Below are 20,171 nucleotides of genomic sequence, written 5' to 3'. Positions count from 1 at the left end.
GAGTCAGTCCTTTTCCTTGGTCATGTACTGCATGAGGAGTTCTGGGGTCGCCTGCCCGATGGGCACTTCCGCGGTGATGCGGCCTTCGGCGAGGGTGTAGATGCGGTCGCAGATGCCGAGGAGCTCGGGGAGCTCGGAGGAGATGACGATCACGGCCTTCCCCTCGGCCGCGAGCCGGTTGATGATCGTGTAGATCTCGTACTTGGCGCCGACGTCGATCCCCCGCGTGGGTTCGTCGAGGATCAGGACGTCGGGGTCCGAGAACATCCACTTGGAGAGCACCACCTTCTGCTGGTTCCCGCCGGAGAGCTTGCCCGTGATGGAGGTGACGGAGGGCGCCTTGATGTTCATGGACCTGCGGTAGTCACCGGCGACGACGGCCTCCCGGCCGCTGTCCACCCAGCCGCGCTTCGCGAGCTTGCCGAGGGCGGCGCCGGAGACGTTGCGCTTGATGTCGTCGATCAGGTTGAGCCCGTAGCGCTTGCGGTCCTCGGTGGCGTACGCGATGCCGTGCCCGATGGCCTCACTGACGGTGCGCGGCGCGATCGCGGTCCCGTTCTTGTACAGGGTCCCGGTGATGCGGGAGCCGTAGCTCCGCCCGAACACGCTCATGGCGAGCTCGGTGCGCCCGGCCCCCATGAGGCCTGCGATCCCCACCACCTCGCCTGCGCGGACGGAGAGGTTCGCCGAGTCCACGACCACCCGGGAGGTCTCCTGGGGGTGGTGCACGGTCCAGTCCTCCACCCGGAGGACCTCCTCGCCGATGACGGGCGTGCGCTCGGGGTAGCGGCTCTCCATGTCGCGCCCCACCATGCCCCGGATGATGCGTTCCTCGGTGACCGAACCGTCATGCAGGCTGAGCGTCTCGATGGTGCGCCCGTCCCGGAGGATGGTCACCGAGTCGGCGATCTCCCGGATCTCGTTGAGCTTGTGGCTGATGATGATGCACGTGATGCCCTCGGAGCGGAGCCCCTTGACGAGCCCCAGGAGGTGCGCGGAGTCCTCGTCGTTCAGCGCCGCGGTGGGTTCGTCGAGGATGAGCAGCCGGACGTTCTTGGACAGCGCCTTGGCGATCTCGACGAGTTGCTGCTTGCCCACGCCGATGTCACCGGCCCGTACCACCGGGTTAAGGTCGAGGCCCACGCGGCGCAGGAGCTTCCCCGCCTCCACATTGGTCTCGTTCCAGTCGATGAAGCCGCGCTTCTCGCGTTCGTTCCCGAGGAAGATGTTCTCGGCCACGGACAGGAACGGCGAGAGGGCGAGCTCCTGGTGGATGATGACGATCCCGTCGCGCTCGCTGTCGCGGATGTCCTTGAACTCCACGACGGAGCCGTCGAACTCGATGTCGCCGTCGTACGTGCCGTGCGGGTACACGCCCGACAGCACCTTCATGAGGGTCGATTTCCCGGCCCCGTTCTCCCCGCAGATCGCGTGGACTTCTCCACGCTCGACGTCGAGGGTGACGTCCTGCAGTGCCTTCACGCCTGGGAAGGTCTTGGTGATGCGGCGCATCCGAAGGATGTTCTCCGCCATGGTCATGCCTCGCTTACTCGAGTGGAAGTCCCGGCAGCCGCCGGGCGAGGGCGCCTGTGGCTCCGGACCAGGACGGTCCGGAGCCACAGGCATCATGGAGCTACGGGAGGGCTACTTGAGCTCGTCCTCGGTGTAGTAACCGGTCTCCACGAGGGATTCCTCGTAGTTGTCGACCGTGACGATCTCGGACTCGAGCAGGTAGGACGGGACCACCTTCACGCCGTTGTCGTACGTCTCGGTGTCGTTGACCTCGGGCTCCTCGCCCTTCATGAGCGCGTCCACCATGGTGACGGCCTGCTTGCCGAGTTCCCGGACGTCCTTGAAGATCGTCGAGTACTGCTCGCCGGCGATGATCGACTTCACCGATCCCACCTCGGCGTCCTGGCCCGTGACCACGGGCAGCTCGTCGGCGGAGTAGCCGCCCGAGGTCAGGGCCGAGATGATGCCGATCGACAGTCCGTCGTACGGGGAGAGGACGCCCTCGAGGCGCTCTCCGCCGCCGACGGTGAGCAGGTCCTCCATGCGGTCCTGCGCGGTGTCGGGCAGCCAGCGGAGGATCGCCGCCTGCTCGAAGTCGGTCTGGCCGCTGGGGACGCGGAGCACGCCGCTGTCCAGGTAGGGCTTCAGCGTCTTCATGGCGCCGTCCCAGAAGAACGTGGCGTTGTTGTCGTCCGGGCTGCCGGCGAAGAGCTCGACGTCGAAGGGACCCGCCGCGCCGGTCTCCTTGCCCTCGGCGTCGAGGATCCCGAGGCCCGTGAGCAGCGAGGTGGCCTGCTGGACGCCGACCTCCTCGTTGTCGAAGGTGGTGTAGTAGTCCACGGTGTCCGACTCGTTGATGAGGCGGTCGTAGGCGATGACCGGGATGTCCTGCGATTCGGCCTGGTCGAGCACGCTCGTGAGGGTGGTGCCGTCGATCGACGCGACGACGAGGGCCTTCACGCCACCGTTGATCATGTTCTCGATCTGCGAGACCTGCGTGGGGATGTCGTCGTTGGCGTACTGGAGGTCCACCTCGTAGCCGAGGTCCTCGAGCTGGCTCTTGACGTTCTCGCCGTCGGCGATCCAGCGCTCGGACTGCTGCGTGGGCATGGCCACGCCGATCTTGGCGCCCTCGTTGGACCCGCCCTCGGCGGCGGCGTCGCCGCCGCCCCTGCTGCCACCGCAGGCGGTGAGGCTGAGGGTCAGGATGCTGGCGGCCGCGATGCCGGCCAGATAGTTCCGATTCATGGTGGGACTTTCTTGTGAGTGGTTTCCGGCAGCGGTGCCGGCTTTCTGGAGAAAGTTCTTAGAGTTTCTGCGCGAGCCGGTAGTAGGCCGCGTTCCAGCGCAGTTCGCGCTGGAAGTCCCGCAGCTTCGTGTCGGCGTCGATCCGCAGCAGTTCGACCTCGGCGATGTCCGCGAAGTCCTCGAAGACCTCGAGACCCACGGCGGTGGTGAGGACGGTATGGTGCGCCGCCCCGGCACTGAGCCAGGCGGCAGCGGACGTCTCGAGGTTCGGCTCCGGCTTCCACACTGCGCGCGCGACCGGCAGGTTGGGGAGCGGGGCGTCGGGCGGGACGATCTCGACGGCGTTGGCCGTGAGGCGGAAGCGGTCGCGCATGTCGGACATCGCGACGACGACGCCGGCGCCGGCGTCCGTGTCGAACACCAGCCGCACCGGGTCCTCCTTGCCGCCGATCCCGAGCGGGTGCACCTCCAGGGAGGGCTTCGTCGTGGTCAGGGTGGGGCAGATCTCGAGCATGTGCGCCCCGAGGATCTTCTCCTCCCCGGGCACCAGGTGGTACGTGTAGTCCTCCATGAGCGAGGCGCCACCCGGCAGTCCCGCACCCATCACCTTCGCGGCGCGCACCAGCACGGCGGTCTTCCAGTCGCCCTCGGCGCCGAAGCCGTAGCCGCGGGCCATGAGCCGCTGGACGGCGAGGCCGGGCAGTTGCCGGAGCGCCCCGAGGTCCTCGAAGTTGGTGGTGAAGGCGCCGAACCCGCCGTCTTCGAGGAAGGACAGCAACCCGAGCTCCTGCCGGGCACCGTACCGCAGGGACTCGTGGCGCTCCCCGCCGCGGCGCAGCTCGGGGGCGACGTCGTAGGTCTCCTCGTACTCGGTCACGAGGGCGTCGACAGCGGCGTCGGACTGGGCCTCGACGGCGGCGACGAGGTCGTTGACGCCCCAGGTGTTGATCGAGACACCGAAGCGCAGCTCGGCCTCCGTCTTGTCACCCTCCGTCACGGCGACGTTGCGCATGTTGTCGCCGAAGCGGGCGACCTTCAGCTCGTGCACGGCGGCCCAGCCCGCGGCGGCGCGCTGCCAGGTGGCGACCTTGGCGCAGACCTCGGGGCTGGAGACGTGTCCCACGACGGTCTTCCGCGGCACGCCGAGGCGCGACTGGATGTACCCGAACTCGCGGTCGCCGTGGGCGGCCTGGTTGAGGTTCATGAAGTCGAAGTCGATCTCGCCCCAGGGCAGGGCCACGTTGATCTGGGTGTGCAGGTGCAGCAGCGGCTTGCGCAGGGCGTCGAGTCCGGCGATCCACATCTTGGCCGGGCTGAAGGTGTGCATCCAGGCGATCACGCCGATCGCGGCGTCGTCGGCGTTGACCTCGAGCGCCATGCGCCGGATGGAGGCGGAGTCCTTGAGCGTCGGCTTCCAGACCACCTTCACGGGCAGGCCGGCGTCGCCGAGCATGCGCACGATCTCCTGGGACTGCTCCGCGACCTGCTGCAGCGTCTCCTCGCCGTAGAGGTCCTGGCTGCCGGTGACGAACCAGACTTCGTAGGGGTCGAGGGTGGTGCTGAGGGGGCTCATGCGTGGGCTCCTGGGGTCGAGGGCTGACCGTACACGTTCTGGTACCGGTCGAAGAGGGAGTCGATGTGCTCGGACCCGATGGGCGCGGGGTCACCGAGCTGGCGGGAGATGTGGACGGTCCGGGCCACGTCCTCGAGCATGACGGCGGCCTTCACGGCGTCCCTGGCATCCCGGCCGATGGTGAAGGGCCCGTGGTTCTTCATGAGCACGCCGCGCGAGCGGTGGCCGGTCAGGGTCTCCACGATCCCGCGGCCGATCGAGTCGTCGCCGATGATGGCGAAGGGACCGACGGGGATCTCGCCGCCGAACTCGTCCGCCATGGCGGTGATCACGCAGGGGATCGGCTCGCCGCGCGCGGCCCAGGCCACCGCGTAGGTGGAGTGGGTGTGCACCACGCCGCCGACGTCGGGCATGTGCCGGTACACGTAGGCGTGCGCCGCGGTGTCGCTCGACGGCGACCGCTCGGATCCGGGGGTCCCCGCGATGACGTTGCCGTCGAGGTCGCACAGGATCTGGTTCTCCGGCGTCAGTTCGTCGTAGCCGACGCCGGAGGGCTTGATGACGAAGAGGTCCGCGCCGGGCACCCGGCCGGAGACGTTCCCGCCGGTCCACACCACCAGGCCGTAGCGCACGAGTTCGGCGTGGAGGGCGGCGACGTCCTGGCGCACGGCGTCGATGGCGGCCTCGACCCCAGGGGTGAACCGGCTCATGCGGACACCGCCTGCTGCATCGGGGCCTGCTGGGTGCGGGCCGAGCGGCGGAGGGCCTTGAGCCGGTGCATGACGTCGTTGGTGCCGCGGCCGAAGTAGTCGTGCAGTTCGGTGTACTCGCGGTACAGGGCGTCGTAGGCGGCGGCGCGGTCCGCGTCGGGGGTGTACGCGGCGCGGTTCAGGCGGCCCATCGCGGCGGCGGCCGCGTGGATGTCCTCGTAGGCACCGGCGGCGACGGCGGCATGGATGGCGGAGCCGAGGGCCGGCCCCTGGGAACTGCCGATGATGGAGATGGGCATATTCAGCACGTCGGCGTAGACCTGCATGAGGAACGGGTTGCGGATGAGGCCGCCGGCGGCGACGAACTCGGTGACGGGCACGCCGGCGGCGTTGAAGGTCTCGACGATCTTGCGTGTCCCGAAGGCCGTCGATTCCAGGAGTGCGCGGTAGACCTCGTGGGGCTTGGTGGCGAGCGTCAGTCCCACGATGGTGCCTGACAGCTCGTGGTCCACAAGGACGGAGCGGTTGCCGGAGTGCCAGTCGAGGGCGACGAGTCCGTGCGCACCCACGGGTTCGTCCTGCGCCTGCTCGGTGAGGTACTCGTGCACGCTCTGGCCCTGCGCGGTGGCCGCGTCCCGGATCTCGCCGGGCACCTGGTTCGCGACGAACCAGGCGAAGATGTCACCGACGCCGGACTGACCGGCCTCGTAGCCGTAGAATCCCTCGACGATCCCGCCGTCGACGACGCCGCACATGCCCGGCACCTCGCTCAGGCGGTCCGAGTTCATGACGTGGCACGTCGAGGTGCCCATGATGGCCACCATCTGGCCGGGGTCCGTGGCCTGCGCGGCAGGAGCCGTGACGTGGGCGTCCACGTTCCCGACCGCGACGGCGATGCCCGCCGGCAGGCCGGTCCACCCCGCGGCCTGCTCCGAGAGGGTGCCGGCCTTCGACGCGAGCGCACCGATGGTGTGTTCCACCTTCTCGCGGGCGAACCCTGCGAAGTCGGGGTTGAGCGCGGCGAGGAACTCCTCGGACGGGTAGGCGCCGTCCTGGTAGATGCCCTTGTAGCCGGCGGTGCAGGCGTTGCGGACGTACTGCCCGGTGAGCTGCCAGACGATCCAGTCGGCGGCCTCGACCCAGTGGTCCATCCGGTCGTACAGCTCGCGGTCCTCCTCGAGCAGCTGGAGGCCCTTCGCGAACTCCCATTCGCTGGAGATCAGTCCGCCGTAGCGCGGCAGCCACGCCTCGCCGCGCTCGGCGGCGAGTGCGTTGATGCGGTTGGCCTGGCCCTGGGCGGCGTGGTGCTTCCACAGCTTCACGTAGGCGTGCGGGCGGCCCTCGTAGCCCGGCACCTCGTTGAGCGGCGTCCCGTCGGCGAGGGTGGGGACCATGGTGCAGGCCGTGAAGTCGGTGGCGATGCCGAGGACGTCCTGCGGGTCGATCCCCGCCTCCCGGACGGCGGCGGGAACGGCCGTGCGGAGCACGTCGACGTAGTCGGAGGGCACCTGCAGGGCCCACTCGGGCGGGAGCTGCTCCCCCGTGGCCGCGAGCGTGGCATCCATGACGGCGTGCGGGTACTCGAGCGTCGAGGCGCCGAGTTCGGCGCCGTCGGAGACACGGACGACGACGGCACGCCCGGACAGGGTCCCGTAGTCGACGCCGATGACGTAGGTGGGGCGGCCGCTCTGCTCGGCCGGGGCGTCAGGGGTGGAGTCACTCAAGGGAAGGACCTCTTTGTTCTTCTCGAGACCGCGAAGCAGTGCTCTGGTGGATCGGAGTGCGGATGCGCGGTCTATGTGACCGTTCACATTCGCGGACACCAGTGTAGGCGTGCGGCGGTGTGATGTGTCAATGCGCAGGGCGGGCCGGCATCAGGTCCGAGCGACCGTGGAGGCCCGGACCACGAGTTCCGGGACGACGTCGGGCGCGGCGATCGAGAGGTTACCGGCCCCCTCCTCGCCGATCAGGCCGAGCAGCCTCGCCACGCAGCGTCGGCCCAGTTCCGGGAAGTCCTGCCGGACGGTGGTCAGCGGCGGCCAGTAGTGCGCGGCCTCCGGGACGTCGTCGAACCCCACCACGCTGACGTCCTCCGGCACCCGGCGCCCCTGCTCGCGGAACGCATGGAGCATCCCGAGCGCCATCTGGTCGTTCGAGGAGAACACCGCGGTGACGCCCGGATCGGCCGCCAGGGCGAGCCCCGCGCGGTACCCCGACTCCGCCGTCCAGTCGCCGGACAGCAGGGCCTGCGGTTCCTGCCCCCAGGCCTCGAGCTCGCCGCGGTACCCCCGTATGCGTGCCTCCGTCTCGAACCAGCCCTCGGGTCCGGCGATGTGCGCGATCCTCCGGTGGCCGAGCTGCAGCAGGTGGCGGGTCGCGAGCGCGGCCCCGCCCGACTGGTCCACGGACAGTCGGTGGTCGTCGTGGGCCCGCGCCGAGTGGACCGTCACGAACGGCAGGGAGATGGAGAGGCGCTCGATCTCCGCGAAGGTCTGCGTCTGCGGGGCCAGGATGATCAGGCCGTCCACGTTGTGGGCCAGGAGACGGTCCAGGGCTGCGCGGATCGACCCGCCCTCGGCGTCGTCGAGGTGCGCGACGTCGACGGCATAGCCCGCCTCGCGCGTGGCGCTGTCGATGGCCTGCAGGCTGGCGGCGGGCCCGTACTCGAAGCCCTTGCTCACGAGGACGCCGATGGTGGTGGACCGGCTGGTCACGAGGGCTCGGGCGGCGCGGTTGGGACGGAAGCTGAGCTCGTCCATGGCCGCCAGCACGCGGTCGCGCGTCTCGGGCCGGAGGCTCGGATGACCGTTGATCACGCGGGAGACGGTCTGGTGGGAGACGCCCGCCCGGCGTGCCACGTCCCGGATATTGGCGGCGCGCGCGGTCTCGGCGGGCCGGTCACGCCTCCCGGCGGTACCGACGACCGGACCCGCGGCCTCAGTGGGCGTCGACAATGGTGTCATTCCGGGTGAAGCGCCGGTTCCGCAGCACCGGCAGGAACTCCCGGACGTCGTCGACCCTGCGGCGGTAGACCTGCGTGGTCACGACGCCGCGCTCCTCCTCCTCGAGGTGCACCTGCGGGATCCCCATCGGGTCGAAGATGGCCGAATGGCCGATCGTGTGGTCGCTGGAGGTCCCGGCGGCAGCCACCCACAGGGTGTTCTCGATGGCCCGGGCCTTCAGCAGCGTCTCCCAGTGCTCGATCTTGTGATCGCCCTTGAACCAGGACGCCGGCACGCAGAGGAGGTCCGCCCCGGCGTCCGCGAGCGCGCGTGCCTGCTCCGGGAACCGGATGTCGTAGCACGTCATGAGACCCACCCGCACGTCGCCGATCTCGGCGACCGTGATCCCGCCGTCTCCCGGCTTGATGCGGGTGGACTCCTGGTAGCTGAAGGCGTCGTAGAGGTGGAGCTTGCGGTACGTGTCGACGATCCGGCCGGTCGCGTCGATGAGGACGAGGGTGTTGAAGGGTCGCTGCTCACCGCTGGGCTCGTACCCGCCCGCGACGATCCCGAGGGAGTACTCGGCGGCGATGAAGGACAGCTGCTGGACGAAGGAGGTCCAGGTGGCCTCCACGGCCTGCTGCAGCGAACCCTCGACCTCGCCGATCGCGAGCATCGACTCCTCGGGGAAGACGATCAGCTCCGATCCCTCGGAGCGGGCGGTGGCGGCGAGCTCCCGCATGACCGCCAGGTTGGCCGGGGTGTCCCCACCCGGCCGGAACTGACCAACGCTGACCAACATGTTCCCGCCCTCACGTGTGTGCCGTGCCTTGCGTCCAGCGTACAGACTCCCCGTCGGGCACGCCCGGGTAGCCTTTCTCCCATGAGGAACCCGATGCAGAGCAGGCGGACGCCGCCCGGGCCGGGCCAGGAGTCCGTGTGGGACTACCCGAGGCCACCTCGGGTGGAGCGGACCACGATGGTGATCGAGGTGTGGTTCGGCGGGCAGGTGATCGTCTCCACGGACAGCGCGGTGCGGGTGCTCGAGACGAGCCACCCGCCGGTCTACTACCTGCCGCTCGCCGACTTCGCGCCGGGCGTCCTGGTCCCCGTCGAGGGCACCACGCACTGCGAGTTCAAGGGCGCCGCGAGCTATTTCGACGTCGTCGCCGGCAGTACCCGGAGCCCGCGCGGCGCGTGGACCTACCCCTCCCCGGTGCGGGGGTACGAGGACCTGGCCTCGCGCGCCGCGATCTATCCCTCGCGGATGGAGCGCTGCACGGTCGATGGCGAGACGGTGCAGGCGCAGGAGGGCGACTTCTACGGAGGGTGGGTCACCGGGGCGATCGTCGGGCCGTTCAAGGGCGGCACGGGAACCTGGGGCTGGTAGCCCCAGGACCCCGCACAGCCGACGACAGGCGGTGTCAGCCGCCGATCAGGTCGTTGACCACGATGGTCTGGTCGCGGTCCGGGCCCACGCCGATGGCGGAGAACCGTGTGCCGGACAGCTTCTCGAGCGCCCGCACGTAGGTCTGCGCGTTGTCCGGCAGGTCCTCGATGGTCCTGGCCCCGGTGATGTCCTCGGTCCAGCCGTCGAAGTACTCGAAGATCGGCTTGGCGTGGTGGAAGTCGGTCTGCGTCATGGGCATCTCGTCGTACCGCACGCCGTCGACGTCGTACGCCACGCACACCGGGATGCTCTCGATCCCCGTGAGGACGTCGAGCTTGGTGACGAAGTAGTCGGTGAAGCCGTTGACGCGTGAGGCGTGGCGCGCCAGGACGGCGTCGTACCAGCCGCAGCGGCGCGGGCGGCCGGTGTTGACGCCGTACTCGCCGCCGGTCTTCTGCAGGTACAGGCCCATGTCGTCGAACAGTTCCGTGGGGAACGGTCCGGCGCCCACGCGCGTGGTGTACGCCTTGATGATGCCGATCGAGCGGGAGATGCGGGTGGGGCCGATGCCCGAGCCCACGGACGCGCCGCCCGCGGTGGGGTTCGACGACGTCACGAACGGGTAGGTGCCGTGGTCCACGTCGAGGAACGTGGCCTGGCCGCCCTCCATGAGGACCACCTTGCCGGCGTCGAGCGCCTCGTTGAGCACGAAGGTGGAGTCGATGACGAGGGGCTTGAGGCGTTCGGCGAAGGACAGGAAGTACTCCACCACCTCCTCGACCTGGACGTCGCGCCGGTTGTAGACCTTCACGAGCAGTTCGTTCTTCTGCTTGAGGGAGCCCTCGACCTTCTGGCGGAGGATGGACTCGTCGAACACGTCCTGCACGCGCAGGCCGAGACGGGCCACCTTGTCCATGTACGCGGGACCGATGCCGCGGCCCGTGGTGCCGATGGCGCGCTTGCCGAGGAAGCGCTCGGTGACCTTGTCCAGCACTTGGTGGTAGGGCGCCACGAGGTGGGCGTTCGCGGACACGCGCAGCTTGGAGGTGTCGGCTCCGCGCGCCTCGAGTCCGTCGATCTCCTCGAAGAGCGCCTCGAGGTTGATGACGCAGCCGTTGCCGATGATCGGGACGGCGTTGGGGCTGAGGATGCCGGCGGGGAGGAGCTTCAGCTCGTACTTCTCGCCGTTGACGACGACGGTATGCCCGGCGTTGTTGCCGCCGTTGGGCTTCACGACGTAGTCGACCCGGCCGCCCAGCAGGTCGGTGGCCTTGCCCTTACCCTCGTCGCCCCATTGGGCTCCGACGATGACGATTGCTGGCATGGGATCCTCCCCCATTCGGTACGGGTCCTCGCCGCGCAACCGCGGCAGGCACGCCGTGCATCAGAACGCCCCAACCGGCCGCACGGGAAGTGCGCCCACTGGGGCTCTTACCGTCCGAGTTTAGCCGAGCCGCCCTGCCGGCGCCGAAAAACGCCGGGCGTGACCGGCGCGGGGGCCGGCACCGGCCCCCACGGCGCCCGCTCGGCCCGTGCAGAATGGGGTCATGGACCGCTTCGAAGGACACATCGCCGGGATCGGGACCACGTCGGGGACGCGGCTGGTGATCGGCCGCTGGGACACCTCGCCGTTCGGGTCCTTCACCGACGTGATGCTGGAGGACGCCGCGGGCCGGCGGACGCTGCTCGCCCCCGGCCAGGAGATCGCCGACTACGTCCGGGCCACCTACACGTTCGACGACGTGGTGCTCACGCCGGTCACGTCCACCCTCACGAGCGACCGGCTCGTGGTGGAGGCCGGGGAGCTGCACGTACGGGCCGGGATCGGCGGTGTCACCCTCCTCGGGCGGTTGCTGGGCCTGGTCCCCACCGGCCTGGCCACGCATCCCCGCTGGCTGGCGCTCGTCAATCCGGTGGCGTCACGGCTCGTGAAGGGCGTGGCGACGGCCGGCTCGGCCGGGCACGGGCGCACCGAGTACTACGGCGTCACCTCCGCCCGCGCCATCGTCGGTGCGACGGCGATCTGGCGCGGCGTGGACCTCGGCACCCTGGCGCCGGTGAGCCCGCCGGTTCGGTTCGGCTTCAGCTCGGCCCCGCCGCGTCCGCAGCTGGTCGCGGTGACCACGACGATCCGCCGTCCGGAGCAGTAGGCGGGCGCCTCCGGCCGACCGACGCCGTGCCCGAGGCTTCGTGCATGCGCTCCCGCCCCGGCACCGTGTGCCAGGGGGCGACACACCTCTCCCCGACGACCGGTGCTTCAGAAGGCGTGCACGACGCCGCCGGTCTCGCCCGGCGGGCCGTCAGGATTCGGCGCGCATCCGGCCCCGCGCCACGAGGTAGTGAGGCCAGTAGCGGATGCGGGCGGGCAGCAGGGGCACGGCGAGGCGCGCGGCCCGGCGGACGACGGCGAACACCGCGCGCTCGCGCCGCCTCCACGGCAGTCCGTAGGCGTCGCGCAGGACGGGTGGTAGGACGCCCGCCGCCAGGACGGCGGGAACGGACCGGAGCGGCCGGGGTACGAGCGGCGGCTCCGGGGCGAGGACCTGCCGGGCGATCTGCTTCGCGGCGGCACCGACGTCGAGCGTGGTGCGGACCTGGCGGGCCACGTACCTGTCGAGCGCTGCGTAGTCCTCCGGCAGGACCTCGTCCGGGACGGCGAAGAGGCGGGCGAGCCGCCTCATGTCCCGATAGTAGGCATCCCGTTCCTCGGCGGGCACCGGCCGGTGGAAGGCGTCCGTGACCTCCAGCGCCGTCCAGACGAGCGTCGAGAACACCCACAGCGTCAGGTCCGGGTCGGTCGCGCTGTAGGGCGTGCCCGCAGGGATCCCGCCGCCCTCGACGGGGAGGGTTCCCCGGACGGGACGGTGCCTGCGCTCCACGTACCCGGCGGCCGCCTGCACCTGCATGCGGTCGCCGAAGGTGACGGTCAGGACGGCGTCGAGGGTGCCGCGCAGGCGGCGCAAGGGATCGTCGGCGAATCCGCTGTGGGCACGCACCCCCTCGGCCACGAGCGGGTGCGCCACCTGCAGCAGGAGCGCCGCCGGCCCCCCGGCCACGATCAACCGTTCGCGGGCGATGCGCCAGGCGGTCGAGTGCGGGCCGAAGAGACCCGCGTCCCCGGCGGTACCGGGTGCCGGGGCCGCGGGAAAGAACCGGGCGAGGTCCTTCACCTGCCGCCCCCGGAGCGCCGGGCAGCACCACCGCCGACCGACGCCCCGTCGACCGGCGCTGGAGCACCCGGTCCGGCCCCAGGACCGGCGACCTCTGCAGCACCGGCCTGCACTGCGTCGTCGTCACCGTCGTCGTCGTCATCGTCGGCCCATTCCAGCAGGTCACCGGGCTGGCAGCGGAGGACCCTGCACATGGCCTCGAGGGTGCTGAAGCGGACGGCCTTGGCGCGGCCGTTCTTGAGGACCGCCACATTGGCGGGCGTCAGCCCCACCCGCTCCGCGAACTCCCCCACGCTCATCTTCCGCTTCGCCAGTTCGACGTCGATCCGCACCACGATCGGCATCAGATCACCTCGTCCAGCTCGGTGCGCAGCTGACGGGCCTCGGCGTCCCGGTCCACCGCCTGCACCAGCAGCGCCCTGAGCACCAGCACGATCAGCGCCACGGCCGCGATGCACACGGCCATGCCGCCGATCAGCAGCACCACTCCCGGCGCCACAGCCTCGCCCGGAGCCAGCGCGACGCCCAGCCCGAAGGTCAGCAGGCTGGCTGCGGTGAACGCCCCGATCACGATGTTCACCAGCCGGAAGGCCGCACCCGAGAAGACCGTCCCCTGCCGCACCATGGCCAGCAGTCCCCAGACGCAGACCATCGCGACCTGCAGGGCGAGGATCGTCAGCACGGTGAGCACCACCAGCGGCGTGCGGATGAGCGCCACATCGGGGTCGGCCTGCTCCAGGTCGACCCCCAGAAGTGGCACCATGACCACCTGGATGAAGACGGAGCCCGCGAACATCATGCACAGCACGATCCGCAGGGCGAGGACGGTAGATTTTCCCATGACAGCTCCTTCTGCTGATTCTCAGCACAAAGCTATCGTTAATCAATACATACTTCAAGGAAAACGGCATCGACCCGCCTTGAATGGGCGTGCGGCATCGCCTTCGTTCGGAGGTGCCGGCCATCCCTGCAGCGGGCCCCGTGGACGTCCGGGGCCCGCGTGCAGCGATCAGATCGAGTAGTCCGATCCGCGGTTGGCCGCCTCGAGGTAGTCCCGCACCGCGCTCTGCGGCACGCGGTAGGATCTCCCGAACCGGATGCTCTGGATGGTGCCCGACTGCACCATCCGGTAGACCGTCATCTTCGAGACCCTCATCATGGCCGCAACTTCCGCCACCGTGTACAACTGCCCCGCATTGATGTTCGTGGACATTCCAGCCCCACTTCCGTTCGCCTCACCACCGTCTGTGGAGCTTTTAACTCTGGTCGCGTTGGTCACATCGGCACAAGAATGGGGACTACTCGTTTATGGCAGCGCAGCCGAGTACCGGACCCCGTAGTCGGGTGGTGGGACGCCGAGCGCAGAGAGCAGAAATGACGGGCCCACCGGAGCGGATCCCGTCATCTCTGCTCTCCCTCCGCCGGAGCGGCGCACGCCGCGGCGGCCAGGGAGTGGGTCAGCCCGCGAGCTGCGCGCTCGCCTCGGGGTCCGACTCCCTGAGGAACACGGCGATCCGCTCCGCTTCCTCGATCTCGCCGATCGACGCGGCGGCGCGGCCGAGTGCGTAGAGCGCGCGGAGGAAGCCGCGGTTGGGCTCGTGCGAGTACGGGATGGGACCGGCGCCGCGCCACCCGCTGCGACGGAGCGCATCGAGGCCGCGGTGGTAGCCGGTGCGGGCGTAGGCGTAGGACTCGATGGTCCGGCCCTCGGCGTACGCCTCGTCCGCCAGGATCGCCCAGACGAGCGACGACGTCGGGTGTTTCGCCGCGAGGTCCACGGCCTCGTCACCGGCCGCGAGGCGGTCGACGACGTCGGGCTCCTCGGGGAGGAGGGTGGGCTCGGGCCCCAGCAGGTTCTTCCGGAACTCGTCGGACATCGGGCTAGAGCTTCTTTCCGGCGGACCCGAGGGACGCGGCGGCCTCGACGACGCGGGCGGCGAGGCCGGCCTCGGCCGAGGCGCCCCACACGCGGGGGTCGTAGGTCTTCTTGTTGCCCACCTCGCCGTCGACCTTCAGGACGCCGTCGTAGTTGCGCAGCATGTGGTCGGCGACGGGGCGCGTGAACGCGTACTGGGTGTCGGTGTCGATGTTCATCTTGATGACGCCGTAGGAGACGGCGTCGGCGATCTCCTGCTCGGAGGAGCCGGAACCGCCGTGGAACACGAGGTCGAAGGGCTTGTCCTTGCCGATCTTCTGGCCCACCTGGTCCTGGATGTCCTTGAGGATCTCGGGGCGGAGCTTCACACCCCCGGGCTTGTACACGCCGTGGACGTTGCCGAAGGTGAGCGCGGTGATGTAGCGGCCGTGCTCGCCGGCGCCGAGGGCGTCGATGGTCGCGAGGGCATCCTCGACCGTGGTGTAGAGCTTGTCGTTGATGGCGTTCTCCACGCCGTCCTCCTCGCCGCCCACGGTGCCGATCTCGACCTCGAGGATGATCTTGGCGGCTGCGGCGCGGGGCAGGATCTCACGGGCGATCCGCAGGTTCTCCTCGAGGGTCTCGGCGGAGCCGTCCCACATGTGCGAGTTGAAGACGGGGTCACGGCCGTTCTTCACGGCGTCCTCGGACGCGGCGAGCAGCGGCAGCACGAAGTCGTCGAGCTTGTCCTTGGGGCAGTGGTCGGTGTGCAGCGCGATGTTGACGTCGTACTTCTTCGCGACCTCCTTCGCGAACGCGGCGAAGCCCAGCGAACCGGCAACCATGTCCTTGACGCTCGCGCCCGACCAGTAGGCTGCGCCACCCGTGGAGACCTGCACGATCCCGTCGGAACCGGCCTCGGCGAAACCGCGCATCGCCGCGTTGAGGGTCTGGGAGGAAGTCACGTTCACAGCCGGGAATGCGAAGCCGCCCGCCTTCGCGCGGTCGATCATCTCGGCGTAAACATCAGGGGTTGCAATAGGCATGCTGAGGACTCCTTAGTGGTGGGAAGTGCTTGCATCATCCTAGCGAGCACGCCTGCCGGGCGCAGGAGGGACGGCAGCCGGACCCCGGGCCGGGCCACGGCGGAACGGCGGGTGCGACCACGCCGTGACCCGTCAGACGTGCTGGCCGAACACCTGCTGGCCGAACACGTGCCGGCGGATCCAGCCGTGCATGGCGATCGCGGCCGCCGCGGAGGCGTTGATGGAGCGCGTGGACCCGAACTGCGCGATCGAGAGCGTGGCCTCGGCGGCCTCGTGCACCTCGGGGGAAAGACCGGGCCCCTCCTGCCCGAACACGAGCACGCACTTCTCGGGCAGGTCGTATGTCTCCAGCGGCACCGAGTCGGGGAAGTTGTCGATCCCGATCACCGCCAGCCCCTCGGCGTCCGCCCAGGCCGTGAAGTCGGCGACCGTGGGGTGGTGGCGGACGTGCTGGTAGCGGTCCGTGACCATGGCGCCGCGCCGGTTCCACCGCCGTCGTCCGATGATGTGGACCTCCTTGGCGAGGAACGCGTTGGCCGTGCGCACCACGGACCCGATGTTGAGGTCGTGCTGCCAGTTCTCGATGGCGACGTGGAAGCCGTGCCGCCGCTCGTCGAGGTCCGCCACGATCGCCTCGTGCGTCCAGTACCGGTAGCCGTCGGTGACGTTCCGGGTGTCACCGGCCGCCAGCAGCTCGCGGTCCCAGTGGTCGCCGTCGGGCCACTCGCCCTCCCAGGGTCCGACGCCGACAGGCGGCCCCTCGGGGACGGGCAGGGGGGAGCCGGAGTTCGGGAGGGATTGGTTCACCGTTCAAGCGTAGACGGCACGGGAGGTGGGAGACTGGCGGCGGACGGTCAACTCCCTTGGAAGGACACCCATGCGCGAGAACGAACACATCGAGTGCTGGCTCACCGACATGGACGGCGTACTGGTGCACGAGAACCACGCCATCCCCGGCGCCGCCGAGCTGATCGAGCGGTGGGTCACCACCTCCAAGCGGTTCCTGGTCCTGACCAACAACTCCATCTACACGCCACGCGATCTTGCCGCGCGCCTGAAGGCCTCGGGACTGGAGATCCCCGAGGAGAACCTCTGGACCTCCGCGCTGGCCACGGCGCAGTTCCTGAGCGACCAGTTGCCGGGCGGCAGGGCCTACGTGATCGGTGAGGCTGGACTCACGACGGCGCTGCACGAGGCGGGGTTCGTCCTCACGGACACGAACCCCGACTACGTGGTGCTCGGCGAGACCCGCACGTACTCGTTCGAGGCGATCACGAAAGCCGTCCGCCTGATCCTGGAGGGCGCCCGGTTCATCGCCACGAACCCCGACGTGACAGGTCCGTCGAAGGAGGGGTTACTGCCGGCGACGGGCGCGATCGCGGCCATGATCACGGCGGCGACCAGCCGGGTTCCGTACATCGTGGGCAAGCCGAATCCCATGATGTTCCGCTCGGCCATGAACCGGATCGACGCGCACTCCGAGACGACGGCGATGATCGGCGACCGCATGGACACGGACATCATCGCGGGCATGGAAGCCGGGCTGCACACGGTCCTCGTGCTCAGCGGTATCACGCAGCCCGAGGACATCAACGCCTATCCGTTCCGGCCGGCGCAGACGTGCAACTCCGTGGCGGACCTGATCGACCAGGTCTGACCGGTCGGCCTCGGGCCGGTCGGATTCGGGCCGGTCAGACCTGGGCCGGCCCGCCGTCGGGCGCACCGCCGGCCACGACGGCGCGCTGCACGCCGCCGCCGCGCGGGAAGGGGACGTACCTGCGCTGGACGGCGGCGACGATGTCCTGGTAGACACCCGGGTTCCACTGCGGGCTGGCGTGCGCGGGCAACGCACCCTCCGTCACGTGATCCACCGACACCACGTTGAGGGGCAGCTCCCGCGCCCAGCCGGCGCGGGCCGTCGCGTAGTCCACGACGCGGTCGTGCGGGTTCCCCACGAAGACCACCTTCGTGTCGCCGAGGGACCCCCGGAACGGGAGGAGGTCGAAATGGTAGATGTACGAGGACTGCGACTGGATGAGTCTGCTGCTGGGCGCCAGCGGGGAGACCTGCTCGAGCGTCTGGTCCACGATCTGGCTCCAGGTCCGCTCGTTCTTGTGGGCGATCCGCTCGCCCAGTTCATAGGTCCCACGCAGGCTGATGGGCACGCCCACCCCCGCCTCGTAGAGGCGCACCACCCCCTCGAACATGCGCTTGTCCCGGACGTCGAACCTGCTGGACGGTGAGGAGTCGAGCAGGATCAGCTCCACGGGGATCCCCCGGGTACGCAGCCGGGCGGCGACCTCCACGGCCACCATCCCGCCGAAACTGTGCCCGTAGAAGTAGAGCCTGCGGAGGCGGAAGTTCTCCACGTACCGGTACATCGTGGCCACGACGTTGTCGATGTCCAGGCCCCGGTTGGAGTAGCCCATGACGGCCGACTGAGCCCGCCTGGACAGCACGGGTTGCAGGGAATTGAAGATCCAGAGCCCCTCCTCCCAGCTGGTCTTGTACCCGGGGAAGAGGATCCAGCGGTCGTCGGGGAACCGGGCGCGCGCGGACTCGTCGTCGAGCGGCAGGATCCGCGTGCGGTTCCGCTGGGACTGGATGAACCGCGTGCATGCCAGATCCGTGGTCACCAGCGCGGCTGCCGCCGAGCCGATCAGGAAGGACCGCCGCGAGGACTTCCGGAAGTCCCACGCCCGCTGCACCGCCGCGGCGTCCTCGTTCGTCACGTACCGATCCTCGTGCCGACCCCCCCCCCGCGATCAGGCGAGGCCGAGCTCGTCCTTGCCGAACGCGAAGAGATACGGCACTCCGGCTTCGGTCTCGATGCGCTCCTTCGATCCCGTGCTGCGGTCCACGATCACCGCGACTGCCCGCACGTCGCCCCCTGCCCGGCGCACACCCTCGACGGCGGTGAGCGCGGAGCCGCCCGTGGTCGAGGTGTCCTCGAGCACGACGACGGGGCGCCCGGAGACCTCGGGCCCCTCGACCTGACGACCCATGCCGTGCGTCTTCTGGGTCTTGCGCACCACGAACGCGTCGATCGGACGGCCGGCCTGCGCGGCGGCGTGCATCACGGCGGTCCCCACCGGGTCTGCGCCCATCGTGAGGCCGCCGGCCGCCTCGAAGGCGATCCCGGCGTCGTCGAGCAGCTGCAGCATGACGCGGCCCACGAGGACCGAGGCCTCGTGGTGGAGCGTGATGCGGCGGAGGTCGATGTAGTAGTCGGCCTCGACGCCGCTGGAGAGGGTGACGCGCTCGTGCACCACGGCGAGTTCCTTGATGAGCTCCAGGAGCCGGGAGCGGTCGGTGGTCTGCGCGGAGGTCTCGGCGGTCATGCGGCCAGTCTATCGACGGGCCCGACGGCGTCGGACACGGCCCGGGCCGGTCCGGCCGCATCCGCTCCCGTCGTCGTAGGACCCGGACCCACGGACCCAGGGACACCGGGCGCAGGGCGCCGAGCGGTCAACCGACCAGGCGCGCGCTCGCGGCGTCGATCGCCTCGGGCGAGAGCACGTGCGAGATGGCGAGCACGGCTGCCCCGGCCACACCGGCGTTCTGCCCCGTGACCGAGGGGACGATGCGCAGGTGCTCGGTGGCCAGGGGCAGCGAGCGCGTGTACACGACCTCGCGGACGCCCGCGAGGAGGTGCTCCCCCGCCTGCGCCAGCGCCCCGCCGACCACGATCACCGACGGATTGACGAGGTTGACGCAGGTCGCGAGGACGTCGCCGATGTCCCGGCCGGCCTGCCGCACCGCCTGGAGTGCCAGGACGTCGCCGGAGCGCACGAGCTCGACGACGTCCTGGCTGCCGGACAGGGCCCTCCCGCCGGGCCCGCTCAGCGCCGCGGCCAGGGCGGGACCGCCGGCGATCGCCTCCAGGCACCCCACGTTCCCGCAGCGGCAGACGGTCTCCCCGCCCCGGGGCACCCGCACATGGCCGAGGTCGCCGGCTGTGCCCTGCGCTCCGCGCTGCAGGACTCCGCCCAGGATGATCCCCGCTCCGATCCCCGTGGCGACCTTGATGAACATGAGGTCCTCCACCCCGGGCCAGCTCGCGTTCAGCTCGCCCAGCGCCATGATGTTCACGTCGTTGTCCACGAGGACGGGGACGGGGAAGTCGCGCTGGATCAGGCCAGGGACGTCGAACCGGTCCCAGCCGGGCATGATCGGCGGGTTGATCGGGCGCCCCGTGTCGTGCTCGACGGGTCCCGGCAGGCCGATGCCGACGGCGGCGAGCTCGCCCGCCGTGCGGCCGTCCCGCTCGAGGAGCCCCGTGATGGCCGTCGCCAGCCAGCCCAGGACGGCCTCGGGGCCGTCGCCGATGCTCATCTGCTGCTGTTCGCGTCCCAGCTCCTTCCCGGAGAGGTCCGCGAGGATCACGATCGCGTGCGTGGCACCGAGGTCCGCACCGATCACCACCCGGGCCCCCGGATTCAGGGCGAACAACGACGGCGGACGCCCGCCCGTGGATGCCGCGCCGCCGAAGGGCGCCACGAACCCCAACGACATGAGCGCGTCGATCCGCACCGCGACGGTGGACCGGGCGAGGCCGGTGAGCTCCGCCAGTTCCGCCCGGGTGCGGGGCCTCCCGTCCCGGAGCACCTGGAAGATCTCACTCGCGCCTGACCCGGCGACGGCGGAGGGCCGCCGGGGAGGTCCAGCGTCGCTGGTGGAAGCCCGTATCGACGAGGGAGTGAGCACCCTTTCAGTAAAGCACTC

20 protein-coding genes and 1 pseudogene are annotated in these 20,171 nt (G+C 70.0%); 3 read left to right on the top strand and 18 right to left on the bottom strand.

Features of this window, described 5'->3' with window-relative positions:
* Positions 1-3 precede the first annotated feature (3 nt).
* The 7 genes from mmsA to CI785_RS12955 all read right to left on the bottom strand — a co-directional run bounded on the left by mmsA (position 4) and on the right by CI785_RS12955 (position 8,787).
* Positions 4-1,533: a multiple monosaccharide ABC transporter ATP-binding protein gene (gene mmsA, locus CI785_RS12985; RefSeq protein ID WP_105032683.1), complete on the bottom strand. Its 1,530-nt coding sequence runs from the start codon at positions 1,531-1,533 to the stop codon at positions 4-6.
* Between the two features lie 111 nt (positions 1,534-1,644).
* Positions 1,645-2,760: a multiple monosaccharide ABC transporter substrate-binding protein gene (gene chvE, locus CI785_RS12980; protein ID WP_105032499.1), complete on the bottom strand. Its 1,116-nt coding sequence runs from the start codon at positions 2,758-2,760 to the stop codon at positions 1,645-1,647.
* Between the two features lie 58 nt (positions 2,761-2,818).
* Positions 2,819-4,333: an L-arabinose isomerase gene (gene araA / locus CI785_RS12975; RefSeq protein ID WP_105032498.1), complete on the bottom strand. Its 1,515-nt coding sequence runs from the start codon at positions 4,331-4,333 to the stop codon at positions 2,819-2,821.
* A complete protein-coding gene (locus CI785_RS12970; protein WP_105032497.1) occupies positions 4,330-5,043 on the bottom strand; it encodes an L-ribulose-5-phosphate 4-epimerase in 714 nt (237 codons plus the stop codon). Before CI785_RS12970 ends, araA begins: the two co-directional genes overlap by 4 nt.
* The gene (gene araB / locus CI785_RS12965) at positions 5,040-6,767 is read right to left on the bottom strand and encodes a ribulokinase (RefSeq protein WP_105032496.1); all 1,728 of its coding nucleotides are present in this window, start codon (positions 6,765-6,767) and stop codon (positions 5,040-5,042) included. Before araB ends, CI785_RS12970 begins: the two co-directional genes overlap by 4 nt.
* A 150-nt stretch (positions 6,768-6,917) precedes the next feature.
* Positions 6,918-7,910, bottom strand: coding sequence for a LacI family DNA-binding transcriptional regulator (locus CI785_RS12960; RefSeq protein WP_240615205.1), 993 nt, complete (start codon positions 7,908-7,910; stop codon positions 6,918-6,920).
* A 70-nt stretch (positions 7,911-7,980) separates the two neighbouring features.
* Positions 7,981-8,787 carry a carbon-nitrogen hydrolase family protein gene (locus CI785_RS12955; RefSeq protein WP_105032494.1) on the bottom strand — a complete coding sequence of 269 codons (807 nt, stop codon included), beginning with the start codon at positions 8,785-8,787 and terminating at the stop codon, positions 7,981-7,983.
* Positions 8,788-8,868: 81 nt separating this feature from the next.
* Between CI785_RS12955 and CI785_RS12950 the strand changes: the two genes are divergently transcribed.
* Positions 8,869-9,375, top strand: coding sequence for a DUF427 domain-containing protein (locus tag CI785_RS12950; protein ID WP_105032493.1), 507 nt, complete (start codon positions 8,869-8,871; stop codon positions 9,373-9,375).
* A 34-nt stretch (positions 9,376-9,409) separates the two neighbouring features.
* Here CI785_RS12950 and CI785_RS12945 read toward each other — a convergent pair whose 3' ends face one another.
* A complete protein-coding gene (locus CI785_RS12945; protein WP_105032682.1) occupies positions 9,410-10,699 on the bottom strand; it encodes an adenylosuccinate synthase in 1,290 nt (429 codons plus the stop codon).
* A 223-nt stretch (positions 10,700-10,922) separates the two neighbouring features.
* On the opposite strand from CI785_RS12945, the gene CI785_RS12940 reads away from it, so the two are divergent.
* The gene (locus CI785_RS12940; RefSeq protein WP_105032492.1) at positions 10,923-11,525 is read left to right on the top strand and encodes a hypothetical protein; all 603 of its coding nucleotides are present in this window, start codon (positions 10,923-10,925) and stop codon (positions 11,523-11,525) included.
* Positions 11,526-11,675: 150 nt separating this feature from the next.
* Here CI785_RS12940 and CI785_RS12935 read toward each other — a convergent pair whose 3' ends face one another.
* The 7 genes and pseudogenes from CI785_RS12935 to CI785_RS12905 form a co-directional block, all read right to left on the bottom strand.
* Entirely contained in the window at positions 11,676-12,545 is an 870-nt protein-coding gene (locus tag CI785_RS12935) for an oxygenase MpaB family protein (protein ID WP_105032491.1), read from the bottom strand.
* A gap of 131 nt (positions 12,546-12,676) precedes the next feature.
* Positions 12,677-12,889: pseudogene (locus CI785_RS17570) on the bottom strand (helix-turn-helix domain-containing protein); the annotation flags it as partial.
* Positions 12,889-13,386, bottom strand: coding sequence for a DUF2975 domain-containing protein (locus tag CI785_RS12925; protein ID WP_105032490.1), 498 nt, complete (start codon positions 13,384-13,386; stop codon positions 12,889-12,891). The gene CI785_RS12925 and the pseudogene CI785_RS17570, both read right to left, overlap by 1 nt.
* Before the next feature lie 168 nt (positions 13,387-13,554).
* On the bottom strand, positions 13,555-13,758 hold the full coding sequence (locus CI785_RS12920) for a helix-turn-helix domain-containing protein (protein ID WP_105032489.1): 204 nt from the start codon (positions 13,756-13,758) through the stop codon (positions 13,555-13,557).
* A 244-nt stretch (positions 13,759-14,002) separates the two neighbouring features.
* On the bottom strand, positions 14,003-14,422 hold the full coding sequence (locus CI785_RS12915) for a DUF3151 domain-containing protein (protein WP_104048786.1): 420 nt from the start codon (positions 14,420-14,422) through the stop codon (positions 14,003-14,005).
* A gap of 4 nt (positions 14,423-14,426) precedes the next feature.
* On the bottom strand, positions 14,427-15,446 hold the full coding sequence (gene fbaA / locus CI785_RS12910) for a class II fructose-bisphosphate aldolase (RefSeq protein ID WP_105032488.1): 1,020 nt from the start codon (positions 15,444-15,446) through the stop codon (positions 14,427-14,429).
* A 132-nt stretch (positions 15,447-15,578) separates the two neighbouring features.
* On the bottom strand, positions 15,579-16,253 hold the full coding sequence (locus CI785_RS12905) for a TrmH family RNA methyltransferase (protein ID WP_105032487.1): 675 nt from the start codon (positions 16,251-16,253) through the stop codon (positions 15,579-15,581).
* 70 nt (positions 16,254-16,323) lie between these two features.
* On the opposite strand from CI785_RS12905, the gene CI785_RS12900 reads away from it, so the two are divergent.
* The gene (locus CI785_RS12900; protein ID WP_105032486.1) at positions 16,324-17,103 is read left to right on the top strand and encodes an HAD-IIA family hydrolase; all 780 of its coding nucleotides are present in this window, start codon (positions 16,324-16,326) and stop codon (positions 17,101-17,103) included.
* A gap of 34 nt (positions 17,104-17,137) precedes the next feature.
* Here CI785_RS12900 and CI785_RS12895 read toward each other — a convergent pair whose 3' ends face one another.
* The 3 genes from CI785_RS12895 to CI785_RS12885 all read right to left on the bottom strand — a co-directional run bounded on the left by CI785_RS12895 (position 17,138) and on the right by CI785_RS12885 (position 20,153).
* Positions 17,138-18,178, bottom strand: a complete 1,041-nt coding sequence (locus CI785_RS12895) for an alpha/beta fold hydrolase (protein WP_105032485.1) — start codon at positions 18,176-18,178, stop codon at positions 17,138-17,140.
* Between the two features lie 33 nt (positions 18,179-18,211).
* Positions 18,212-18,787, bottom strand: coding sequence for an orotate phosphoribosyltransferase (pyrE, locus tag CI785_RS12890; RefSeq protein ID WP_105032484.1), 576 nt, complete (start codon positions 18,785-18,787; stop codon positions 18,212-18,214).
* Positions 18,788-18,914: 127 nt separating this feature from the next.
* Positions 18,915-20,153 carry an ROK family transcriptional regulator gene (locus CI785_RS12885; RefSeq protein ID WP_420808241.1) on the bottom strand — a complete coding sequence of 413 codons (1,239 nt, stop codon included), beginning with the start codon at positions 20,151-20,153 and terminating at the stop codon, positions 18,915-18,917.
* Between the last annotated feature and the right edge of the window lie 18 nt (positions 20,154-20,171).

Origin of the sequence: Arthrobacter ruber (assembly GCF_002954225.1) — a bacterium.
GTDB lineage: Bacteria > Actinomycetota > Actinomycetes > Actinomycetales > Micrococcaceae > Arthrobacter_D > Arthrobacter_D ruber.
Note: the sequence above shows the minus strand (reverse complement) of the source record. Positions and strands in the feature narration are given on the sequence as shown.